This window comes from Neolewinella aquimaris (assembly GCF_014197245.1).
Classification (GTDB): domain Bacteria; phylum Bacteroidota; class Bacteroidia; order Chitinophagales; family Saprospiraceae; genus Neolewinella; species Neolewinella aquimaris.
The window spans coordinates 202,642-216,662 of record NZ_JACIFF010000007.1; the positions used below are offsets into that span (position 1 = coordinate 202,642).

13 protein-coding genes are annotated in these 14,021 nt (G+C 56.5%); 2 read left to right on the forward strand and 11 right to left on the reverse strand.

The window, feature by feature from the left end; all coding sequences use genetic code 11:
• The first annotated feature begins 121 nt into the window (after positions 1–121).
• Positions 122–1,024 (forward strand): M23 family metallopeptidase, encoded by a 903-nt coding sequence (locus tag GGR28_RS14020; RefSeq protein ID WP_183496435.1) that lies wholly within the window; start codon positions 122–124, stop codon positions 1,022–1,024.
• Positions 1,025–1,254: 230 nt separating this feature from the next.
• On the opposite strand, the gene GGR28_RS14025 is transcribed toward GGR28_RS14020, so the two are convergent.
• The 7 genes from GGR28_RS14025 to GGR28_RS14055 are packed head-to-tail and all read right to left on the reverse strand — an operon-like array spanning position 1,255 to position 9,853.
• A complete protein-coding gene (locus GGR28_RS14025; protein WP_183496436.1) occupies positions 1,255–2,886 on the reverse strand; it encodes an aspartate:alanine exchanger family transporter in 1,632 nt (543 codons plus the stop codon).
• 3 nt (positions 2,887–2,889) lie between these two features.
• Complete coding sequence (locus tag GGR28_RS14030) at positions 2,890–4,368, reverse strand: lipopolysaccharide biosynthesis protein (RefSeq protein ID WP_183496437.1); 1,479 nt, start codon at positions 4,366–4,368, stop codon at positions 2,890–2,892.
• A 3-nt stretch (positions 4,369–4,371) separates the two neighbouring features.
• Complete coding sequence (locus GGR28_RS14035; RefSeq protein WP_183496438.1) at positions 4,372–5,868, reverse strand: hypothetical protein; 1,497 nt, start codon at positions 5,866–5,868, stop codon at positions 4,372–4,374.
• Entirely contained in the window at positions 5,865–7,295 is a 1,431-nt protein-coding gene (locus GGR28_RS14040; protein WP_183496439.1) for a capsular polysaccharide export protein, LipB/KpsS family, read from the reverse strand. Before GGR28_RS14040 ends, GGR28_RS14035 begins: the two co-directional genes overlap by 4 nt.
• 36 nt (positions 7,296–7,331) lie before the next feature.
• Positions 7,332–8,387, reverse strand: a complete 1,056-nt coding sequence (pseI, locus tag GGR28_RS14045; RefSeq protein ID WP_183496440.1) for a pseudaminic acid synthase — start codon at positions 8,385–8,387, stop codon at positions 7,332–7,334.
• 10 nt (positions 8,388–8,397) lie between these two features.
• Complete coding sequence (locus tag GGR28_RS14050; RefSeq protein WP_183496441.1) at positions 8,398–9,108, reverse strand: PIG-L deacetylase family protein; 711 nt, start codon at positions 9,106–9,108, stop codon at positions 8,398–8,400.
• Between the two features lies 1 nt (position 9,109).
• Positions 9,110–9,853 (reverse strand): metallophosphoesterase, encoded by a 744-nt coding sequence (locus GGR28_RS14055; protein ID WP_183496442.1) that lies wholly within the window; start codon positions 9,851–9,853, stop codon positions 9,110–9,112.
• A gap of 14 nt (positions 9,854–9,867) precedes the next feature.
• On the opposite strand from GGR28_RS14055, the gene GGR28_RS14060 reads away from it, so the two are divergent.
• On the forward strand, positions 9,868–10,695 hold the full coding sequence (locus GGR28_RS14060) for an aldo/keto reductase (protein WP_183496443.1): 828 nt from the start codon (positions 9,868–9,870) through the stop codon (positions 10,693–10,695).
• A gap of 31 nt (positions 10,696–10,726) precedes the next feature.
• On the opposite strand, the gene GGR28_RS14065 is transcribed toward GGR28_RS14060, so the two are convergent.
• Genes GGR28_RS14065 through GGR28_RS14080 form a run of 4 tightly spaced genes read right to left on the reverse strand, consistent with a single transcriptional unit; the run spans position 10,727 to position 14,006 of the window.
• Positions 10,727–11,662 carry an ATP-grasp domain-containing protein gene (locus GGR28_RS14065; RefSeq protein WP_183496444.1) on the reverse strand — a complete coding sequence of 312 codons (936 nt, stop codon included), beginning with the start codon at positions 11,660–11,662 and terminating at the stop codon, positions 10,727–10,729.
• Entirely contained in the window at positions 11,659–13,167 is a 1,509-nt protein-coding gene (locus GGR28_RS14070; protein WP_183496445.1) for a bifunctional UDP-2,4-diacetamido-2,4,6-trideoxy-beta-L-altropyranose hydrolase/GNAT family N-acetyltransferase, read from the reverse strand. Before GGR28_RS14070 ends, GGR28_RS14065 begins: the two co-directional genes overlap by 4 nt.
• A complete protein-coding gene (gene pseF, locus GGR28_RS14075; RefSeq protein WP_183496446.1) occupies positions 13,154–13,840 on the reverse strand; it encodes a pseudaminic acid cytidylyltransferase in 687 nt (228 codons plus the stop codon). Before pseF ends, GGR28_RS14070 begins: the two co-directional genes overlap by 14 nt.
• Entirely contained in the window at positions 13,833–14,006 is a 174-nt protein-coding gene (locus GGR28_RS14080) for a hypothetical protein (protein ID WP_183496447.1), read from the reverse strand. Before GGR28_RS14080 ends, pseF begins: the two co-directional genes overlap by 8 nt.
• Positions 14,007–14,021: the final 15 nt, after the last annotated feature.

Genomic DNA, 14,021 nt, shown 5'->3' on the forward strand with positions numbered 1-14,021 from the left:
CATCCCCGCCCGGTGTATCATTGCTTAGCACGAACGCCCTCCGACCGTCGGAAAGTGCCCGTACGCCTTGCTTTATTGTACATTACCTTGCACCCGCGTACCCGCCCAAACGAAACACTACATGCAGGAAACGAAGGCAAAACGGAACCGCTGGCGGAAACTGAAGGACAAAAGCCGGGCCGAGTTTCAGGTAGTGGTACGCAATGTACAGAACTACGAGGAGCTGGGAAGCTATAAGCTGACGCCCCTGAACCTCTACTTGCTGGTTTCCACGCTGCTGCTCGTCATTGCCGGGTTGGTGTACCTGTTGATCGCCTTCACACCGCTACGCGAGTACATTCCCGGTTACGGCAACGTGGTGGAACGGAAGGACCTCGACGAACTGCAAGTGACGGTCGGGGAACTGAGCGAACTGGTCGAAGCCCAGGATCTGTACATCAACAACCTCAAGCGAACGGTGCTGGGGGAAGCCATTACGGCGGACAGCATCGACCAGCGTGATGAGGTGGTGATTCGGGGGGAAGTGGACGCCCTGCCCCCTTCCGAAGCCGAAATCCGGTTGCGCCGCGAAATGGAAAGCGAACGCAACGGACAGGCGGGACAGGCATCCGCTGCCCCACCCCCTCTGCCCGCTACCGAAGCCGTCTCCCTGGCCCAGGTTTACTTCGTAGCTCCCGTGAACGGCGAGGTCAGTGCCTCCTTCAATCTTGCTACGGAGCACATGGGCGTGGACATTCTAGCTCCGCAGAACACGGCCATCAAGGCAGCCCGGGCGGGTATCGTGTTCATGTCTGAATTCACGAACGCCAACGGCAACGTCATCGGCATCCAGCACGACAACAACCTCATCAGCTTTTACAAGCACAACTCGCAGCTGCTGAAGCAGGTCGGGGATCGCGTAAAGGCGGGAGAGGCCATTGCCATCATCGGTAATTCCGGAACCCAGAGTACGGGGCCACACCTCCACTTCGAGCTCTGGCACGAGGGGCGGGCGGTGGATCCGGGGGAGTTTATTAGTTTTTAGTGATTGGGTTGGTGGGTTGTTGAGTTGGTGAGTTGGTGAGTTGTTGAGTTTGGGGATTTCTGGTTCTCGTTTTTTGGGGTAGGGAACGGTTGTGTAGGCCGGCTCCACTCTTTCCTTGCAGTGCTTCGTATAGCGGACATTGTAACGCCTATCACGCCTGCGTTGCCCATCACGCCTGCAACGCCTGCAATTCAACAACTCCCCAATGTAACAACCCACCAATCAACCCCTCAACTTAACAAATTATACAACACCTGCACCGCCAGGATCTTACCGATCAGCACCACGGGCAGCATGCGGGTATAGCCGATGGTAGGATACTTGTTGCCGGCCTGCTCGACGGCGAACTCGAGGACCGCCGGTTGGCTTCCCACCATGCCGCCGAGAAAACTGAAGGGGATGCGTAGAAGTCGGTAACCCACGATGATGGTGGCGGCGGTCGTGATGAGGGCGATGATGCCGCCGGCGAAGAAGAGTTTGGGTCCGAGGTCGGTCTGGAGGGTCTGGTAGAAGGTCTGACCGGAACGGATGCCGATGCCGGCGAGGAGGAAGATGAGGCCGAGTTGGCGCAGGGTGAGGTTGGCGCCGTAGGGAAGGGTCCACAGGATCGGGCCGGTACGCCGGAGCTTACCGAGCAACAGTGCTACGATGAGGGGTCCGCCGGCAAAGCCGAGACTAAAAGAATAGCCACCGGGCAGAGCGAAAGTGACCATGCCGAGCAGTAAACCGAGGGTGATTCCGAGCCCGAAGGAGAGCAAATTGACGCGGGAGAGGGCCTCGTAGCTGTTGCCGAACACCCGAAAGACCTCCGGCAGGTCGTTGCGGTGGGCGACGAGGAGAATGCGGTCGCCGAGCTCGAGTACGGTATCGCCGCTGGCGAGCAGGTCCATATCGCCCCGCTGCACCCGGGTGATGAGCACATTAAATTTTTCCTGGAGATTGAGAGAGGCGATGCTCTTACCGGCGATCTCGTCGTTGGAGACGAAAATGCGGCGCACGTCGAAAATGGAGCGGTCGTGGTTCAGTTGGCCCTCTACCGCAGGTCCGACGAACGCTGCGGTTTCCTCAATGGCATCTTTGGAGCCTACGAGGACGATGAGGTCACCCCGCTCCGGTCGGCTGTCCCAGGTAGTCAGGGTCGTCTGCCCCTCATGCATCATCCTGCCGAAGGCCACCTCCACCGAGTGCTGGCGGCGAAATTCCCGCAGGGTACGGCCCACCAGATCGGGGTGCTCGACGCGAAAGGTGCGGCTCACCAGTTCCTCCCCCATCGGGTATTCCCGCTGCAGGCTGCGAAACTCGGCACCGTAATCGATGCGATAAATGCGTTGAAGGATGAAGAGACCAAGCATCACTCCGAGTACCCCGAGGGGGTAGGCCAGCGAGTAGCCCACCACGGCCTGCTGTCCCATCACGTCCCTGCCGTCAAGGGGTGCATTTTTTTGGATGGCGTCAAGCAATCCGGCCAGGGCGGGCGTGTTCGTACTGGCGCCGGCGTAGAGTCCGCTGGTCGTAGCCGCATCAAAATCGAACCATACGCCGATGCCGTAGGCCAGCAGGGCGGAAAGGGCTACCGTACCCGTCGCGAAGTAGATGTCCCGGAAGCCATTTCGCTGAAAACTGGCAAAGAAGGCCGGTGCCGAGCTGAGTCCGACGGTATACACGAAGATCGCCAGCCCGAGAAAAACGATAAACTGGGGTACTTCCAGGTCAGGACTCAGGGCACCGAAGGCGAGCCCTACAAACAGTACGGCCGCTACGCCGAGCTTGAATCCCCGGATGCGCAATTCGCCCAGGCCGTAGCCGATTGCCATCACGGCAAAGAGCAGCAGGAGGGGATTACTGGCGAGGAGTTCGATCATGCGCTAGGTGAACATCTTTCCGACCCCATTAGTCAACAACCGCCGCAGGGCCGGCACCCCGGAGGTGAACCTCAGGTAGCCATAAAACAGCGCGCAAATCACCGTTCCCCGTACGATCACCTGCACGGATGTACGGGCATCCAGGGGTAAAAACCAGCCGGCCACTCCACAGACGGCCAGGGCAATAGTGGTGTATAACAGGCTCGTAGTCAGGGGATGTAGGCGCATTTTCCAGTACACGAAGCCGACCTTTAGCACGTTGTAAAGGAACAGGGAAACAAAGGTGGAGAGGGCCGCCCCCGTCATGCCGTAGCCCAGCACGGCAATGAAGAAATAATTCAGAAAAACATTGAATACCCCCAGTACGAGGATAAGCAGTACGTTCCACCGGTAGTAGTCCGTCATCCCGATCAGGTTGCCGTTGATGCTGGTCATCAGATCGAACAGCTGAGCACCCCCCAGGAACAACACCGACGCATACCCGATGCGGTAAGCCTCCAGCCCGTCGGTGAGCCCGTACACATAGGGCATACACACCACGGCCCCGACGTAGATCAGGCCACCGACCGCATACAGCACCATGGCCGTTTCCTTGTACAGAAATCCCAGGTGCGACATATCCCGATCCCGCCAGGCCTTAGCCACGATGGGGGAGGTGATCGCGTTGATGGCCACGGTGGGAATCACGATCACGTTCATCACGTACTTGGCAATGGCGTAAATACCAGTATCGACGTCGCCGAGCAGGGTATTGATGCTCACCGTATCCAGCTGGGCCGCCAGTCGGCCGCCGATCGCCCCGAACACGCTGAAGAGTGCCAGTCCGTAGAGCGACCGTACGCGCACCTCCCCTAGCCCGAGTCTTCCCCAAACCAGCCTGACGACCTTAAGCCGCCAGGCGTAGAGGATCAGGCCGACCGCCGCCGCCGCGTAGAGTAGGATCAGCCAGACATCTACCCCGGTTTGCGACAGGTAACCGTACACGGCCGCCAGCACCAGTATTGGTGCGCCCACCTTGATGAGCAAGTTATTGAACACCACCGGCAGGGCGATGCGCTGAAAATTAAGCAGGTGGGAGGTAAAGATCGCCGCGTACACCAGTGCGGCGGCAACACCGATGATTGTCCACCGGCTCCGATCCAGCACCCCCTGACCGACGGCCAGCCGGTCGCCGAGCAGGAAATTGAGTCCCGTTACCACCAGCAGGGCGATCGTGGCAACGACGAGGCTGCGGGTGAGGAGTTGTCCGGCGCCCCGCACCTCGTCTTCACCGGTCAGGTACGGCAGATAGCGCACCATCACGGCCGGCATACCGAGCAAGAGGAAAGGAACCAGCAGGGTGGCAAAACTCACGACGCCGTCGATGTGCCCCTTCAGGCCTACATCCAGCGGATAGATCAGCAGTTGACTCACCGCACCGATCCCGACCCCCAACAGGGAAACCGCATTGTTCTTGATCGTCTGCCGCTGGATGACTCCCATCGATCAGGATTTTTCCCGTAGGTGAGAGTAAAGCTTACCAAGCTCGGAAAGGCGCAGTCCGCGACCCGTAATCGTACGGTGGGTGCGGAGCCAGCGGGGCAGCTGGGGGAGGTAGCGGAGGAGGTTGAGGAGGGCGCGGGGGGTCAGGCGACGAATCTGCCGGCCGTCGATGAAGGCGGTTTTGGTATCCACAATCCGTGCGAAGGTATAGGGAATGCCAAAGTGACTCACGAAGTACCCGTACCGAAGTACGTTTTCGCGGGACTTGGCGGGCAGGGCCGGAGTGGTGAGCAACTCAAGCAGCTCCGAATAGTTCCGCGGTTCGTAAACGGCATCCTCCCCTTCGTAAAATGCCCTTCCGTAAAGTACGCTGGCCGTCCCCCAAAACGTGGCTTCCACGCCTACCGATGAAGCGAACGAGAGGGCCACGTCCGCCACCTCCAAAACGGCATACGTATCGAAGGCTTCTCCGGGTCCGATAACGGTTAGGTTGGCTTGCTCCATGCCGTAGAGCTCGCGGGTCTGCTGATTGTCTACCGGCCGTAGGTTAGGGTGCATGCGAATGTAGAGGTGTATGTCCGTTCGGTCGCGAAGGTCCGCCAGCAGCCGAAGAATCACTTCATTTTGCTGGCGAAACAGCGGCGTCACCCACTCCTTGATCGCCTGCATCTCGTCTTCGGAAGATACGAATATGGCAATGTTGTGCTTATCCGCGTCCCACTGCGCCGGTAGGGTACCGGCTTGCTGGTGGTCCAGGTAGCTACGGTCGTCGCGGTTCTGTCCGCGGCGCTTGGCCTCGTACCAATCGGTGGCGGCGGCCCTGGCCCGCGCCTCATCCGTACTTTCCCACAGTTCCCGCATCAGCCGCTGGCGGGTGGCGATGCTATGGGGCAGGCTGTCTTCGAAGAGTTGGTACAGCTGGTCGCTGCCGCCGCGTTCGTGGGTGGCAAAGGGGATTTGTTGTTGTCGGCACAGGCCCAGTAGGGGCCAGAGTTCGGAGTGGCGGCCGTTGAATACGATGACCCGTTCGGGTTTGACGGCAGCAAATACCTGTTGGTAGTTTCGCAGTGCTCCGATAGCATTGCGTAGCTGCAGCTCGACCAGTTCCCGGTGTTTCCCTGTCGGTTCCACTGCGTAATCGCGCAGGATGGAGACCGTAGACGAAGCCGCTCCCCTACCGATGTTTACCCCCTCGTACTCCACCTCCATCAGCTCGTCAAAGTCGCTGGGCATCTGACCGGAATACCGTTCCGGAAACAGGGATGTATCCAGCTGAAGCGCGGTAGCTCCAACCCGTGAGGCCGAGTAAGTAGCGCGAGCGTCACAAACCGCGCAACCTAAAATATTGTGGGTAGAGTTCAGGCTGCAGGTGAGCAGACAGGCATTGCAGTGCAGCAAGTATAGGCGGTCGCCACGCTCGGCGTGTGCGTGCATCAGCTCGGCTTCCGTCGCCTGGTGCATCGGGCTGATGCCCTGTAGGGATACGAACAGCGTACTCATTTGGGCGGGGACGCGGGTGCAATGAAACGGGCGACAATCTCCTCCCGTATGACGCGGACATTGTGCGCTACCGGTAAGCCGAGCACGGAATTGTCGTGGTAATAGCTGTCACAATTGGCCGGCAAAGCCCGGTCAACCAGGTCTCGCGTAAATGTTTCTGCATCCTGTTTCCTGTGTACCCCCTCCTGGATTTCCGCTGCCGCCCTGCAAGCATCCGCTACCGACTGAATAAAATAGACCCCCGGACCTCCTAGATAATACGTGTGGCCGAACGCCAGTACCGGTATCCCCTTCCACATCGATTCGAAGCCAACGGTGCCGGTTACCGTTGCCACGGCCAGCGCGCTACCCTGAAGGTCAGCACTGCTTACCTGGGTTGCAATGAAGTGGACCCGGGGGGATTTAGCAAGCAGGTCGTAATACTGCTCACCCCTCCCGATCAGCCGTTGGGCGGGATGCTCCTTCACATAAATCCGTACTTCGGGGGGGAAGGCGGCCAGCAGGACATCGACCATCAGATACTGATCGACAAACACACCGCCGAGGGGGGAAGTCGTTGCTTCCGGCTGGTAGTGCAACGCTAGGTAAATGTAGGGGGCGGTAAGATCGGGATTGGCTTCCGCGATCGAAGCGTACCTATCGACGTAGGCACGATCCTGGCGCGGCCGGAGGAACTTTTTGTCTACCAACAGAAACTTGGCGTAGTTCATTCCGGAGCGCGAGAACATTCGGCGCCAGTTTGTCAACACCTTATTGACCGCCCTGGTAGACCAGTGACGCTCCAGCTGCTGGCGCTGACGGCTGATGTTACCCGACTCCATGTAGAAGGGCCGGGCTGCCTCTATTCCCCTTTGCTGCTTCGCAATGCGCTCGTTAATACTGTCCAGTAAAGACCGATCCGTGGCGGTAAGCCGGGCTGCCGGCCGGGTGCTCTGGTCGCCTAACGTGTTGTAGCTCGTAAACGGCAGCAGTAAATCCGGCGTCCACTGGTAGAAAAATAGGGTTCTGATTCCTAGAACCTCGCAGATTTCTGCGATAACGTAGTCGACAACTTCGTGGGGAACATTCGACCCAATAAAGGCATCGATCCGGTATTCACTCAGAAAATTGAGCCAGTAGACAAACTGTTTCCGGAAAGTAGCCTCCCGCTGAGTATAACTCACTGCCGGCCCGTACCGCTCCAGCCGATCCTGCATTTTTAGGACCGTGGGCTTGATGGATGCGTACCGCGCGAGCAGCTCATCCGTCCAGTTGGCACCGTCCGTGACCGATGGTAGCGCATCGAGATCCTGAACCAGGGCGGCCTGGTGGTCGATGATGGTCAGCTGTGCGGTGGATTGTTTTTGCTCGTGTCCGAGATTATCCCGGATCCAGAAAGTACGTTCCGAGGATAATTCGGCCGACACATCCCCGACAAGGGACGCCAATGCCGGGTTATTGAATCCATACACTAGTAGCCGCATCTAAATGTAATCCAGGGAGAAGGGAGTGCCACGGGGAAGGTCTACCCTGACGGTTTTGCCGAGTACCCGTTCGTATTCTCGGGGATCCATTCCGTCTCCCGGACGAATGATGCGTAGGTTCTCATCGTTAAGTACATCGCCCGCCTTCAGGTCGGTTACGACGTAGACGGACCTACGGTAATTCAGGCTTTTCTTTTCCGCTGGTTGCACGTGCAATTGTACTTCACCAAGGGCCTGAAAAGCCGACCTGGATTCCTCTACGAGGGCCTTCATTTCTTTAGGCTCCATGGAAAATGCGCTATCGACACCCCCATCCGCCCGGCGCAGGGTGAAGTGCTTTTCGATTACGCGCGCGCCAAGGGCGACGGCAGCTACGGACGCTCCTATTCCCATTGTATGATCGGATAGGCCGATGACGCAATCCGGAAAGACTGACTCGAAAGTAGGTATCGTCCTAAGGTTCGTATTTGCCGGGCTTGCGGGATAGGTACTGGTACACTTCAGCACGACAATATCCTCGGCTCCATGCTCCCTAAGGTACTGTACACTGGCAATGATGTCGTCGAGGTCAGCGGCTCCGGACGAGATGATGACCGGCTTTCCGGTCCTGGCGACGTGCCTCAGCAGAGGGTAGTTCGTACTATCGAAGGAGGCTATTTTATGGGCCGGAACATCAAGGTCCTCCAGGAAATCAACCGAGGTAGAATCGCAGGGGGAAGAAAAGGCCAGCATGCCCAGTGACCGCGCGTATTCAAAGATTTCGCCGTGCCATTCCCAAGGAGTGTATGCTTCTTGATAGAGTTCGTACAACGAATATCCGTTCCACAGTGATCGGGGATCCGAAATCTCGAACAGACCACCCCGTTGATTGATCGTGATCAGATCGGCGGTGTACGTCTGTAGCTTGAGGGCGTAGGCCCCGGCGTCAGCTGCTGCCTTGGTAATTTCCAGTGCCCGCTCGAGGGATTGATTGTGATTGCCGGACAGTTCAGCGATAACGAACGGTGGATGATCGGGGCCAACCCAGCGGTCTCCAATCTTAAAGTTTCTGGACATGAGCTCCTGTTTAACAAACTACACGGACGATCGCGAAGCACTCGGCCAATGGCGCCCCGACAATCATCCCAGAATGGGCGGCAAAGATACGTAACGCTTCGGGCGAGCGGGGATGAGGAAACGCTCGCCTCTCGTACACGTAACTTTCCATCGCGCTGATCTTTGCCTCTATGTTTGACTCGCTTACCCTTACAAATAGGTTAGGGATAAAGTGCCGGGGGTCGGTGGAAGCTCTCCATTCGGTTCCCGAGGCGGTGGGAAAAGTAACAATTTGCCGCACCACCTGGTCCTGCATGGGCCTACAGGCCGTCATCACCGCTTCAAAGGTGCGCTGATGGTCGATGTTGAGGTCGCCGCCGTGGTGGGTGAAGATGGCTAGCGGTAAAAATTCCGCTACCTCCCGCTCGACTACCTTCACGATGTCCAGCAGATCGATGCCGTCAAATCGATTGTCGGCAAAGTCATAAGTCCGGGTTTCCTCGAATCCTATCCACTTGCGGGCGGACTCAATATTGGCTCGGTGCTCGGCCAACTCACGTTCCCACCGCGCCGGCTCACGTTCAGCCGATCGACTGGTAATCCCCTCCCCGAGAATGACTACGCGAACCCGCGCACCGAACTCAGTAATCAGCCGGTGCATAGTCGCACCCGGGCCGAGAATTTCGTCATCGGGGTGGGCGACGATCAAAAGAATGCGTCCATTTCTGAATTGCTCGAGCATGTTATTGGTGAATTAACCGGTAAGGTGATACGCGGGGGATAACGGGACAACTGGTTATTTCGTCCGTAGGTAAGGCATAAACGGTGCCGGTGGACGTATAAAACCGGTCGTTCGTGGTACAATACGCCGTCAATGGCTGCCGCCGTAGATAGGCCGCCGCGGTATCTATACCGATCTTGTACTCATCCCGGTAGGGGGAATAGAAGCCCGTATGGCCGAATACGGATTGCTTACACCCGAAGTACCGCCGAGTGGATTGGATGAACGGATAGCGGTTAAACAGAAAGGCCTCTTCCGGTATTTCCTCCAGTGTTCGATTGGCGTACGTACCATCTATTCCGGCGTGGGAGATAAAACATCCCTCAACAATGGCATAGTTGACCAGGCGGCGGAATAGGTTCTCCCCCGCCGCGCGCACGCTTTTGGCCGCGGTGGATATACTCTTCATGCCAAAGTCTTCGGCGGTAGTAAGACCACCGTATTTCCGGAGGTAGTCCCGCGCCTCCGCATTTCCGGTCAGGGCCCTTTCCCACATGTACTCGTGGTTGCCCCGCAAGAAGGTATGAGCCGGCTGGTCACGGGCGATTCGATCGACCAACTCCAGCACGGCCTTGCTGTCTTCCCCTTTATCCACGTAGTCCCCGATGAAGATGAATCGGGGAATGGTGTCCTCCCTCTGCAAAAACTCTAGCAGGTGGTAGAGTTTGGTAACTTCGCCGTGTATGTCTCCGATTACAAAATTCATAAACCTTTCTTACGATGCAAGACCAGCTCGGCCGTTCTATAACGCTTAACGACGGACATGAATTTCCGGTTGTCGGGCTTGGTGTGTGGCAGGCCAAAGGCAGGGAATTGGCGGTGGCCATTGAAACCGCGGTAGAAGCGGGGTACCGTCATATCGATTGTGCCACCCTTTACGGTAACGAAGCCGAAGTGGTCGAAACCCTACGAAAAATGGGTAAAAAAGTCGTGGAAGAGGTAACCGTCACCACGAAGGTCTGGAACGAAGCGGTACGTCGGGGAGAAGTCCTCGAATCAGTACACCACAGTCTGCGGACCATGAAAAAAGACCGGCTCGACGTGGTGTTAATCCACTGGCCGGCCGATGGATTCCTGCAAGCATGGGAAATACTGGAAAAGGCCAGGGACCAGGGGCTGGTCCGAACGATCGGAGTCAGCAACTTCATGCCGCAACACCTGGAGCAGATATTGTCTCTAGGGGGGACGGTTCCGAGCATCAATCAGTTTGAGCACCACCCGTATCTACCCCAGGAGGCCGCACGCGAACTGTCTCGGAAACATTCTATCTTTCCTGTGGCTCACACTCCCCTCATGCAGGGTAAGTTTTTCAACGAAACGACATTCTTACGGATCGCCGACGCTCACGGGGTAACTCCCGCCCAGGTAGTTTTACGGTGGAATATTCAACGGGGCGTCGGCATCATCCCGAAGAGTGTCAACCCGCAAAGAATTACGGAAAACGTAGATGTGTTCCGTTTCGAACTTACTCTTGAGGATATGCAGCGGATCGATGCACTGGCGCGGAACCAACGCTTTAGCGGCGACCCGTACCGGGTGGATTTTTAGTACTGCCGGTGTGCAGTAACCGTGCCAAGCCCTACAAGAAATTATTCTGCCAACTACGACGCAGTCCTAACCCCGCTCGTGGGCGCTGAATCGGTCCGTCGTAGTGGTCTGGATGATCCGTGTACAACTTCAATTCATCGATTTCCCCGGCATAACTCATGACGAGCGTGGTGGAAAATCGGGGATTTATCTCGAAAATCTTTACCTCCCCGTCCGGTGTAACGTACAGTTGAATATTATATGGACCGCAGGGCTTTAGCTCGCATTGAATAGAAGCTATTGTCTCTTCGAGCGTAGGATTGTTCTCCGTGATGGCCCTGACAGTAACTCCCTTCTTGCTCAATACTTTGCGGACACTTATACACATCACATCGTTGCCACGGTTGGTGAGCACACCAACGGTATACTCCTGTCCGTCGATAAATTCTTGAACGATCAGTTCGTGGGGTTGGTAGTCGTATAGTTCCAAATAAGCCCGATACTGACCTGGGCGTTCCAACTTAAACACCCCCCGACTTCCCCGGCCGAAAATTGGCTTTACAAATAAGGGATATTCAGCCGAACTTGGTACTCGATCCCCTCTCCAAGATCGAATAGTAGATATACCAAATTCCTCAAGCTTTTGCATCAGGTCTAGCTTGTTTAGGCACAGACGGCTGAACTCAACAGCAGGGGACACTAATCGGCACTGGGTATCCCGTACAATTTCGTTGGCAATTAGAATCTCTTCATCGATTAGGGGTACGTACCACTCGACCCCCTTTTCCCGAATCAACCGTTTAATAAAGTCAGGGTATTCAGGCGCGAGCACTAACGGGGCGGGGTGAAATTCAAGGTCCGGATACAGCTCCCGGAGTGAGGCATCAGCATCTACGTACAGTGGATCAAATCCTCCTACAATCCGATCGTGGAGATAGGGAAATAGAGAACCTCCTAAGCCGGAAAGTAGAATGGACGGACGCTTCATGTTATCAATTGTTTTTCGTAGGTAAGCAAACCAACCCGCGGATCTCGGTCGTTCACGATCCGGTATTCGTTGGTTTCTAACGCGCGCTGTGAAGCAGGGTTATCCGTTTTGACGACGGCAACAATACGGGACACGTCGGGGAATCGGGCGCGCAACTGCTGTTCGCCCAAACCCAGTATCCGAGCTCCAAATCCCCGGCCCCGCATCTGGTGGTCGATGCTGTAGTCCAGCAGGGCCTCCCGGCGATCGTTAAGGTCAAACCGTACTTGTCCGCAGGATTGTGATCGGTACTCGTAATACAGTAAAAGACTGTTGTCGCTACGAAGTTTTCCACGGAACCATTCAATGTGTTGGTCAAGTACCACCGGTGTTTGATCGATGGAATTCTGGCGAACGGCTGCTTCATTGACCCAATCGAAGTAGGTCACAGCGTCCCCATCGGTGGCCGGGCGCCCTACAAGAAGGTCATCATCTCCCAACAACTGATCGAACAGCGCCCTTAGGTTAAGGTCACTAAACCCATCGATTGCCGTTGTACGGACACTAGCAGTTGCTGCCCGCGACACGGTCTCCCGAAGTTTTCCGGTGTCCAGACTCGCTATTTCCTTCCAATCCCCGAGACCATAGGTCAACTCCCCGTCGACGAACCCCCGGTACAGTTCATGCTGGTTATCGACGTAGAAACCGGTAAGTGTTCGGGCTCCCGCGGCCATAGCCTCCACTAAGGTGGTACTAGCGGGCAAGAAGGCGAGTGCACACGAACGGTAGAACTTGATCATTTCGTCGTCATCCAGGGATTGATGAATAACCACGTTTCCTGGATACTGCGCCGCCGCCCGGCGTACCGCCTCGGTATGTTCGTTCGCCGCTCCCAACACAACGATTATTGGCCTGGAATACCCAGCTTCCGCTAATTTGAGAATCAATTGACTGGATACGTTATACACATCGGCCCCACCGAAGGCTATGTAGAAGGGAGCCTTCGGATCCAGCGATGAAGCTGCTGATTCCCTCGCAGCCCGCAGGAAAGAAGTCCGCAACAGGCTAAACGCCAGTCCGAAAGCAGTGCTGGTTTTTTGCGAAAGGTCGTACTTGCTGATTAGATTGCCGATCGGGGCGTGATTGATCACCAGATCGCTTACGAAGCTATAGGCATGAATGTCGTCGATACAGACCAGTCGGCTCCCCCGCCCCCCAATCCCCCGTTGGTAATCCGTATCGAAGCTATACCCGTCCAGCACGATCACCCCGGGAAGCTCCGCGCTTCCGACCGTGTTCAGTCGCTCGAACTCCTCTTCCCGGCTCATACCGGATAAATCCCACCAATCGTCGAAGCCGGAGTGCAGAATAGCGCGGACGGTAGTGGGACATTCACGACTAGCGAGTGCGCAGGCGTACTGCGGGCGCAACATGGCAGCCAGGGCGGTGCAACGGAACAGGTGTCCCAGGCCGATAGTGCTGCTACCATCCGCCCGAAAGACCACTCTGACCTTATTCGATGCCATGTAGTAGTCGGTATTTGAACTCGGCTACCCGCCAGTCGTCGACTGTGTCGATATCCTGTGCTGCCATTTCGCTAAGTACTAGGCACCCTGAATTGTCGGTCCACAACTTACCGGCCGGGAGCACTTTATTGGGTTTGTACCAGTAAAACATACCACAATCGTGGTAAGCCGGTTCCAGATCCTGGGACCGGCTATTCAGATGACGGGGCTGAAACATCAACATTTTTCCGTCCGCAGTCATCTTCAGCGCACGCTGAATGGGAAAACTATAAGGCAAAACGGGAAATACGGAATCGCGGCCGGATTCAAGGACGGCAAGTGTCCGGTGGAGCAGGTCCACCGAGATGAAAGGGGCAGTAGCGTAGATGCAGCAGGCTTCGCTAAAGGTCGTACTCTCGTACCGACCGTGAACTTCGCGCAGTACGTCGATGGTGCCGGCAAAATCGCCCGCCGTTTCCGGGCTACGCAGGAAGGGCACTTTCGCTCCGTACCGCCGGGCTACTTCGGCGATCTCCCCATCGTCCGTTGAAACCATCACTTCATCAAAGAGGTCACTTTCCAGTGCCGCCGCGATGGAGTACGCGATGATTGGTTTACCCAGGAAGGGTCGGACGTTCTTACGGGGTATACGCTTGCTGCCCCCGCGTGCTGGTATGATGGCAAGCCTATTCACTTTCGAATGCCTTTAACCGGACGATCAAGAAGTCTTGTCCTTTCCCCATTCGGAATGGATGCACTCGCTGGTAAGGGTACAATTCACGCTTCGGCGGTGCCTTGTCGGGGGAACCGGTTCCATCGGTGGTAAAGATGGAATTGTCGCCGAGGTAGATTTGCTCCATGAGCCGGCAAGTTAG

Excerpts from the sequence above, each read along its gene's own strand:
- GGR28_RS14020 (WP_183496435.1), top strand. The coding sequence starts at position 122 with ATGCAGGAAACGAAGGCAAAACGGAACCGCTGGCGGAAACTGAAGGAC.
- GGR28_RS14025 (WP_183496436.1), bottom strand. The coding sequence starts at position 2,886 with ATGATCGAACTCCTCGCCAGTAATCCCCTCCTGCTGCTCTTTGCCGTG.
- GGR28_RS14030 (WP_183496437.1), bottom strand. The coding sequence starts at position 4,368 with ATGGGAGTCATCCAGCGGCAGACGATCAAGAACAATGCGGTTTCCCTG.
- GGR28_RS14035 (WP_183496438.1), bottom strand. The coding sequence starts at position 5,868 with ATGAGTACGCTGTTCGTATCCCTACAGGGCATCAGCCCGATGCACCAG.
- pseI (WP_183496440.1), bottom strand. The coding sequence starts at position 8,387 with ATGTCCAGAAACTTTAAGATTGGAGACCGCTGGGTTGGCCCCGATCAT.
- GGR28_RS14050 (WP_183496441.1), bottom strand. The coding sequence starts at position 9,108 with ATGCTCGAGCAATTCAGAAATGGACGCATTCTTTTGATCGTCGCCCAC.
- GGR28_RS14055 (WP_183496442.1), bottom strand. The coding sequence starts at position 9,853 with ATGAATTTTGTAATCGGAGACATACACGGCGAAGTTACCAAACTCTAC.
- GGR28_RS14060 (WP_183496443.1), top strand. The coding sequence starts at position 9,868 with ATGCAAGACCAGCTCGGCCGTTCTATAACGCTTAACGACGGACATGAA.
- GGR28_RS14065 (WP_183496444.1), bottom strand. The coding sequence starts at position 11,662 with ATGAAGCGTCCGTCCATTCTACTTTCCGGCTTAGGAGGTTCTCTATTT.
- GGR28_RS14070 (WP_183496445.1), bottom strand. The coding sequence starts at position 13,167 with ATGGCATCGAATAAGGTCAGAGTGGTCTTTCGGGCGGATGGTAGCAGC.
- GGR28_RS14080 (WP_183496447.1), bottom strand. The coding sequence starts at position 14,006 with ATGGAGCAAATCTACCTCGGCGACAATTCCATCTTTACCACCGATGGA.